Here is a 6,790-nt window from a genome sequence, read left to right as displayed (position 1 = left end):
ATATACTAAAAATTTTTAAGTTTGTCAACCGCGAGCTCTCCCTCATCTTCGTTCGGGACGCACGGTATTGTTTATTCTTATCAAATGTCAACGATACGTGCGGCTGATTACCTATTATTATACCAAATAAGTAATTTACTATACATCTAAAACATATTTTGTTGATTAATAAAAATATATTATATTATAAATAATTAAAATTTGACAAATTGTAATTGTTTAGGTATATACTAGAGAATATAGTAAATGCTGTTCTTGAAGATTTAGGCTTTGAAACTGTTCATAATATTCAAATAATGAATCCTCACAACTTACCAGTAAGTATTAACTTAAAAGAATCCGTACTTGATGTGAAAGCCATCATAAATATATATTTAAGAGTAAATGAAGCATAAGAAAAGAGCCTTATGATATAATAAGTGAAGTTATAAGTATTAACTTTATAAACTTCAATATGGATTTTAATGACACATAAAAATCTCATAGATGTTTTAGTCTGACAGATACTGAAAATCCAGAAGTTGTATATGGTTCATATAGTATAATTACCAATATTTAGTAAAAATTATAAGAGTAAAATTTTAATATCTATTTTGTTGTTTTTTATATATTTACTTATTTTGAGATTATATTAATTTTTGCTTGGTATACCAAAAGGCATTCTTAATTTTACTATAGTTCCAGCACCTTCTGAACTGTCTATAGTAATAGTACCCTGCATAGTGTCAAGCAAATCTTTTACAACAGATAATCCTATTCCCATTCCGCCGTATTCTCTTTCAAATCTAGAATCAGCTTGATAAAAAGGTATAAATATCTTTTTTAATTTACTGGGCTTAATTCCCTTCCCAGTATCTTTAACAGTTATTTCTATTTCATTAGGTATTATATTTTTCATAGTGTGATAGTTAAATAAGTCTGGAGAAAAATCAAGCTCTTTTTTTTCTATAGTATCTAATGTTCTTATATTTATAGATATAGTTCCAGATTTTGTGAATTTGAAAGCATTTGATATAATTCCTTCCATAATAAGTCTGAATCTTTCATGGTATCCTATTAATATACGGCAGTTTTTTTCTATATTCATTTCTATTTTTATATCTTTAGGATAAATAAATTTGTATCCGTCTATTATGATGTTAAGCTCTTCTTCTACATCAAACTCAGATACATATTTGGAAGCCTCATCATCTTTTAAAGCTATTTGTATAAGGTTATTATTAGTATCATAAAGTTTTTTAATGCTTCTTGAAACTATATTAAAAAACTCTTCTCTTTTTTCTTCAGGAATATTATTTTTTTTAAGTAAATTAATATATCCCATAATTTCAGTAAAAGGGTGTCTTAATTCATGAGAAACAGTAGCTTTAAACTCTCTTATAAGTCTGTTGTAGTGTTCAGCACTTTTTTTGAGCGAACTAATTTCATTAAGAAGAGTATGAAGCCTTTTTTGAAGTATCAGATTATGATTTTTCTGATGTTCATACATTATTGAAAAATAAAGTCTATGAAGTCCTATTTCTGTGCCTGCATTTTTTATAATTCCATCTTTGCACCATCTCATAGCTTTATCAAAAGGAACAAAAAAAGTTTCTATACTCTCTTCCATAACAGAGCCGTCAGTTTTTATTTCTTTTTTAGGTGTAAGTCCTGTAATATCGCAGGTAGCAATATTTATTCTTTCAGTAATAATACCAGAAGAACTATAATATCTATGACCTAATACATTTATGCTTTTTAACGGTACGGAATATCCTGTTTCTTCTTCAAGCTCTCTTTGTGCACATTTTTTTATTCCCTGATTAGGATTTTTATCATTCATTTCATCTTCTTCAAGCATTCCAGCAGGAAACTCAAAAAAGTTCATTATATGCTCATCAATATCTTCAGTTTTTTTACCAGTCATAACCTTTTCTCTGTAATATACTACAGGTCTGAAGGTATTTATCATAAGTACATGTATTTGATTATCTATATAGGAGTATGGTACTATAATAACAGCATCTCTTCCTTTTCTGTTTATTATATCACAGTTATATTCTCTGGAAAAAGATCCGTCATTATATTCGTTAATAGCAATAAATCTCTCTAAATTAACGAATCCTGTATCTAATTGAATTGGAGGAGATTTTTTAAAGAATTTTGTATCTTTAACTTTTTTAACTTTTTTTTTATTATTATCCATAAGCAGAAACTCTTTTTTATTAAAATTCTTTTTTTATTGTTCTTTTTGAATAAATTTTATTAGAGTAATGGAGTTGCCTTTTTTATTGAATTTTACTTCATCGAAATACGATTTAATCATCATCATTCCTCTTCCGCTTTCACGGGCAAACCCATCATTATTAATTTTCTTTGCTTCTTGTTTAGGCTTAAATCCAAGTCCCTGATCTTTGACATTGATATTAATCTTATCATCTTCAATTTTTAATAGTATTTCAACATGTGTATTTTTTGCTTTATCTGTTTTCAAAAGTTCTTTTAATTTTTTATTGTAAATATTTTTTTTAAGCCATTCTTTTTTAGTTTCATAAAGTACATTTAAATTCCCATGTTCTATAGCATTCATAATTACTTCATATAAAGCCGATGCAAACAGATCTAACTCATTATTTCCTATATATTTTTTCACCTCTAAACATATTTCTTCTATTAACGGAGTAATATCTTCTAGTTTATTTTCAAGAATATACTTTTTCATTCTATCATTATATCATTATAACAATATTATATCAAATTTTAATTTTTATGTAAAATTATGATTTTGTTGTTTTTTTGATTATATATTATGTACTTGACAAAATGTTTTTTATATAGTAGAATACTTCAGTACATTTGTATAATTTTTTTTGATAAAATCTAATTAAGAAATATAATCTTTTTAAGGAGAAAAATAAATGAAACGAACTTATCAGCCAAGTAAACTGCGTCGTGCTAGAAAATTTGGCTTTTTTAAACGTATGGCAACAAAACATGGACGCGATGTATTAAAACGCAGAAGAAGAAAAGGCAGATATCGCTTAACTGCTGCAGATGAATAATGCTTTTATAAGCAATTATTAAAAACAGTACTTATGGAAAACTGTGATAGGGAATATTAGTTGAAATTATATAGTAAAGAGCGGTTAAAACATAGAAATGATATATCTGCATTCTTTAATAAGAATAGTAGTGTGAAAAGAATAAGTAATTCCAGCTATACTGTTCTTTTATTAAAGAATAATCGCTTATATTGCAGATTTGCTGTGGCTATCAAAAAAAATAAAACTAATTCCGTGGGCAGAAATAGGGTAAAAAGAATAGTGAGAGAGATATTTAGAAGCCAAAAAGATAAAATCCCTGTCGGCTATGATTATTTTATTATTATTAATAAATTTGATAGCTATTATTCCCTTTCTTTTAACGATTGCAAAAGAGATTTGATAAAGTTATTTCAGAAGGTTTTATAAATTATGAAACATATTCTTTTACTTTTAATTTTTTTCTATCAAAAGGCTGTCTCCCCTTATCTGAGACCTTCATGCAGATATATACCTTCATGCTCAGAGTATGCTAAACAGGCTGTTATTAAATATGGGGCTATAAAAGGCAGTTTCCTCGCAATTGCCAGAGTACTGAGATGTAATCCTCTAGCAAAAAAAATATATGATCCTGTACCATAATCTTTTTTGCAAAGACCATCTTCCTTTTTAATTGCTTAAATAAATTCTCATTTGTTGTATATAATTGATTTAAGGAGCTTTAATATTTTATGAGCAATAATAAAAGAATGGTTATAGCATTTGCACTTACAGCTATAATATTATTCATATATATGTTCTATCAGTCTAAAGTGATGAAACCTGTTTATAGTTCGAATACTAGTACTAACTCAGCGGCTGTTTCCAACAATATAGAAAATAATAATACGGCTAATTATTTATTAGATACTGCACAAATGCAGAATTTTGCAAAAATAGAAGATACCAATGCTTTACCTTTAAATAATGAAAAAATATTAGAAAATGAATATGTTATAGCCTCTTTTAAAAACGGCTCTTTATTTTCTTATAAATTAAAAAATTATTATCCTCAGGATTTGGGCAGAGATGCTACTAATGAAATTATTGATATGGTAGAGCAGGTTTATGAAGGTATTTATCCTTTTACTGTAACTTTTCAGAATCTTTCTAATTCCATTGCAATGCCTGAAAATTTAAATTATCAATTAATTTCAAATGAAAATAATGATTTGGTAAGCTATAGTGCATTAGCTCTTATAGATAATGTACCAGTAAAAATTACAAAGACTTTCAGTTTTGGAGAAGATCCTTATCAGTTAAAAAACTCTGTAACGATAGAAAATATCGGAGAAAAAGATTTATCTCTTTTCTATTCTTATTTTTTGGCTACTGGAATAGGACCTTACAGAACAGATAAAAATTCTGTAAGAGAAGATGCTACAAGAGCACAATATTTAATAAAGGGAAGCGGTAAATCAAAAATATTATTAACAGGTGATATAGTAAAAGATAATATATTTTCAAGATTATTCGGTTCTTCTTCAAGAGGAATAAAAACTAATCATATGAGATATAATGTATATGAAGGTCAGGATAAATGGGTAGCTTTAAATAACAGATATTTTGCTATAATTTCTTCATCAGCTCAGCCTGATAATACAGTTTTTGAAACTATGACTTTTTCAAAACCTTCAACTAATGAATATAGAAATGATTTTCATTTAGCAAATTTAGTTTCTAAACATAATATTAAAAGCGGTTCTTCTATAACTGATACATATTCAGTATTTATGGGACCTAAAGTTAGAAGATTATTTTCTAAATATTATGTAGAAGAATCTTATGAATCAATATTTCAGGAATCTTTCTTGGGTATTAATTTAAGACCTTTAACTTATATATTGGATATTATGCTTAATGGTTTATATAATGTGACTAAAAATTATGCTTGGGCTATACTTTTATTTACACTATTATTTAAGATAATTACTTTCCCATTGAATAATGCTTCTTATAAATCTATGAAAAGAATGCAGCTAGTAAATCCTAAAATAGAGCGTATAAGAGAGCAGTATAAAGATAATCCGGAAAAATTAAATGCCGAAATAATGGCGATATATAAAAAAGAGAAGATTAATCCGTTGGGCGGCTGTCTTCCTATGCTTCTTCCGTTTCCTCTTTTGATAGCATTTTTCTATCTCATGCAGTCTATGGTAGAGCTTAGAAATACACCTTTTTTATGGATAACTGACCTTTCATCGCCAGATAAATTATTTGTGTTTCCAGCAAGTTTGCCTATATTAGGCGGATTTAACTTTAATTTATTCCCTATATTGATGGCAATTACAAGTTATTTAAGTATGAAATTACAGCCTTCTTCTTCAGCAGGCGGCTCTTCTTCAGCAGCAGCTCAAATGAAGATGATGACTACTATTTTCCCGCTTATGATGCTTCTTATGTTCTATAACTTTGCAAGCGGACTTGCTTTATATTGGACAGCACAAAACGTATTCGGCGTAGCTCAGCAGTTTATAACATCAAAATTAGATAAATCATCAAATAATATTGTAGAAGAAGAGGAAACAAAAATAAGTGCAAAAAAGAAAAAAAGGAAAAAGAAGTAATAATTATTTATCAAATTAGGAGTAATAACAAATATTACTTATCATATAGAAAGGAGGAGATACTATGTTAGTAAAAGAGTTTAGTGGTAAATCAGAAAAGGAAGCCGTTAGCAAGGCACTAGAAGAGCTTAATCTTACAGAAGATCAGGTGAGAATAGAGGTAGTAGATAAAGGCAAGCGTTCTTTATTAGGTTTTGGAGAAGAATCACCAACTATTATACGTGTTTATTATGAAGAAATTTCTACTAATTTAGGCGAGTTTCAATCTATAGTATCTAATATATTAAAGTATATGGGAGTTGAAGCTGAAGTTACCGCTAAAGAAGAAAGCGAAAAAAGAATTTATATTAACATTTCAACAGATGATTCAGGAGTTTTAATAGGTAAAAAAGGGGCTACATTAGAGGCTTTACAGTTTGTTATTTCATTGATAGCTTCCAAAAAATTTAATGATGATACTGAAAGACATATTATATTAGATGTTGACGGCTATAGAGAAAGACGCGAAGAAACATTAAAACATATAGCACGTCAGGCTGCTCAGCAGGCTAAAAAAACTAGAAGAGTGGTTGCTTTGGATCCTATGTCGCCTTATGAAAGAAGAATTATACATTTGGAACTTCAAAATGATAATGATGTTGAAACAAAAAGTGATGGAGAACCGCCATACAGAAGTGTAAAAGTTTATTCAAAAAGAAAAGGCGGATACAACAATAACAAAAGATATAATGACAGAGGCGGATATAATAAATCATATTATAGAAACAGATAATAAAAAGTTCATTATAATTTTAGGGGAGGCTTTATAGCTTCCCTTTTTTGTTATATTTATTGCAAAAGTATTTATCAATATTGTTTTTTCAATTTTGTAATTATATGTATTGGTATTATTATACAATAATTTAAAATAATATTTATAATTTCAATAATTAGTCAAAAAAAATTACAAACTTAAAAATTTTCAGTATATACCTAAACAAATATGACTTGTCAATTCTGAGTTATTGATAAATCTAATTATAAGTTATAAATAGCATAAAATATTATTGGTTGTTAATAAATAAAATAAGTTTTAAATGTAAAATAAATAATTTATTTTTTATAATAATAGGTAATCAGCCGCACGTATCGTTGACATTTGATAAGAATAAACAATACCGTGCG

Annotated in this window: 7 protein-coding genes and 1 pseudogene; 6 read left to right on the top strand and 2 right to left on the bottom strand. The window is 27.5% G+C overall.

Annotated features, from left to right (window positions below; all coding sequences use genetic code 11):
- Positions 1 to 227 precede the first annotated feature (227 nt).
- Positions 228 to 472: pseudogene (locus Q1X91_RS14270) on the top strand (ATPase); the annotation flags it as partial.
- Positions 473 to 631: 159 nt separating this feature from the next.
- Here the strand turns inward: Q1X91_RS14270 and Q1X91_RS14265 are convergent.
- Both Q1X91_RS14265 and Q1X91_RS14260 read right to left on the bottom strand, forming a co-directional pair.
- A complete protein-coding gene (locus tag Q1X91_RS14265; protein WP_300759044.1) occupies positions 632 to 2,185 on the bottom strand; it encodes an ATP-binding protein in 1,554 nt (517 codons plus the stop codon).
- Positions 2,186 to 2,218: 33 nt separating this feature from the next.
- A complete protein-coding gene (locus tag Q1X91_RS14260) occupies positions 2,219 to 2,701 on the bottom strand; it encodes an ATP-binding protein (protein ID WP_300759042.1) in 483 nt (160 codons plus the stop codon).
- Positions 2,702 to 2,897: 196 nt separating this feature from the next.
- Here Q1X91_RS14260 and rpmH point away from each other — a divergent pair, with 196 nt between their 5' ends.
- The 5 genes from rpmH to jag all read left to right on the top strand — a co-directional run bounded on the left by rpmH (position 2,898) and on the right by jag (position 6,398).
- Positions 2,898 to 3,041 (top strand): 50S ribosomal protein L34, encoded by a 144-nt coding sequence (gene rpmH, locus Q1X91_RS14255; protein WP_008723263.1) that lies wholly within the window; start codon positions 2,898 to 2,900, stop codon positions 3,039 to 3,041.
- Positions 3,042 to 3,101: 60 nt separating this feature from the next.
- A complete protein-coding gene (rnpA, locus tag Q1X91_RS14250) occupies positions 3,102 to 3,449 on the top strand; it encodes a ribonuclease P protein component (RefSeq protein ID WP_300759040.1) in 348 nt (115 codons plus the stop codon).
- Between the two features lie 3 nt (positions 3,450 to 3,452).
- Complete coding sequence (yidD, locus tag Q1X91_RS14245) at positions 3,453 to 3,662, top strand: membrane protein insertion efficiency factor YidD (RefSeq protein ID WP_020004581.1); 210 nt, start codon at positions 3,453 to 3,455, stop codon at positions 3,660 to 3,662.
- A gap of 89 nt (positions 3,663 to 3,751) precedes the next feature.
- Entirely contained in the window at positions 3,752 to 5,626 is a 1,875-nt protein-coding gene (locus Q1X91_RS14240; RefSeq protein WP_300759039.1) for a YidC/Oxa1 family insertase periplasmic-domain containing protein, read from the top strand.
- Positions 5,627 to 5,690: 64 nt separating this feature from the next.
- A complete protein-coding gene (jag, locus tag Q1X91_RS14235) occupies positions 5,691 to 6,398 on the top strand; it encodes an RNA-binding cell elongation regulator Jag/EloR (protein ID WP_300759038.1) in 708 nt (235 codons plus the stop codon).
- Positions 6,399 to 6,790 lie beyond the last annotated feature (392 nt).

This window comes from uncultured Brachyspira sp. (assembly GCF_949287625.1).
Taxonomy (GTDB): Bacteria; Spirochaetota; Brachyspiria; order Brachyspirales; family Brachyspiraceae; genus Brachyspira.
The sequence above is the reverse complement of the archived record's forward strand: the minus strand, read 5'-3'. Positions and strand labels throughout refer to the sequence as shown.